General features: G+C 51.7%; 1 rRNA gene. It reads left to right on the plus strand.

The window, feature by feature from the left end:
• A 16S ribosomal RNA gene (locus tag AC4HAJ_RS08650) occupies positions 1 to 1348 on the plus strand; the annotation flags it as partial.
• Positions 1349 to 1459: the final 111 nt, after the last annotated feature.

A 1459-nucleotide genomic window follows, 5' to 3' on the forward strand; every position in this document is an offset into this window, starting at 1 on the left:
CCATTTGAAAGGGGCAATTGCTCCACTAACAGATGGACCTGCGTTGTATTAGCTAGTAGGTGAGGTAAGGGCTCACCTAGGCGACGATACATAGCCGACCTGAGAGGGTGATCGGCCACACTGGGACTGAGACACGGCCCAGACTCCTACGGGAGGCAGCAGTAGGGAATCTTCGGCAATGGGGGCAACCCTGACCGAGCAACGCCGCGTGAGTGAAGAAGGTTTTCGGATCGTAAAGCTCTGTTGTAAGAGAAGAACGTTGTGTAGAGTGGAAAGTTACACAAGTGACGGTATCTTACCAGAAAGGGACGGCTAACTACGTGCCAGCAGCCGCGGTAATACGTAGGTCCCGAGCGTTGTCCGGATTTATTGGGCGTAAAGCGAGCGCAGGCGGTTTAATAAGTCTGAAGTTAAAGGCAGTGGCTCAACCATTGTTTGCTTTGGAAACTGTTGGACTTGAGTGCAGAAGGGGAGAGTGGAATTCCATGTGTAGCGGTGAAATGCGTAGATATATGGAGGAACACCGGTGGCGAAAGCGGCTCTCTGGTCTGTAACTGACGCTGAGGCTCGAAAGCGTGGGTAGCGAACAGGATTAGATACCCTGGTAGTCCACGCCGTAAACGATGAGTGCTAGGTGTTGGGTCCTTTCCGGGACTCAGTGCCGACGCTAACGCATTAAGCACTCCGCCTGGGGAGTACGACCGCAAGGTTGAAACTCAAAGGAATTGACGGGGGCCCGCACAAGCGGTGGAGCATGTGGTTTAATTCGAAGCAACGCGAAGAACCTTACCAGGTCTTGACATCCCAGTGACCGTCCTAGAGATAGGATTTTTCTTCGGAACACTGGTGACAGGTGGTGCATGGTTGTCGTCAGCTCGTGTCGTGAGATGTTGGGTTAAGTCCCGCAACGAGCGCAACCCTTATTGTTAGTTGCCATCATTAAGTTGGGCACTCTAGCGAGACTGCCGGTAATAAACCGGAGGAAGGTGGGGATGACGTCAAATCATCATGCCCCTTATGACCTGGGCTACACACGTGCTACAATGGTTGGTACAACGAGTCGCAAGCCGGTGACGGCAAGCTAATCTCTGAAAACCAATCTCAGTTCGGATTGGAGGCTGCAACTCGCCTCCATGAAGTCGGAATCGCTAGTAATCGCGGATCAGCACGCCGCGGTGAATACGTTCCCGGGCCTTGTACACACCGCCCGTCACACCACGAGAGTTTGTAACACCCAAAGTCGGTGAGGTAACCTTTTAGGAGCCAGCCGCCTAAGGTGGGACAGATGATTGGGGTGAAGTCGTAACAAGGTAGCCGTATCGGAAGGTGCGGCTGGATCACCTCCTTTCTAAGGAAAAGCAAGTTATGAAGACGTTAGAAAATCCGTATGAAAATAGGGAACTGACAAGAAATCCTGATTTCTTAGACAGTTCATCTTTTTCACTAGGATTTTAGTCTG

The sequence above is a fragment of the Streptococcus sp. ALY_211 genome (genome assembly GCF_058314555.1).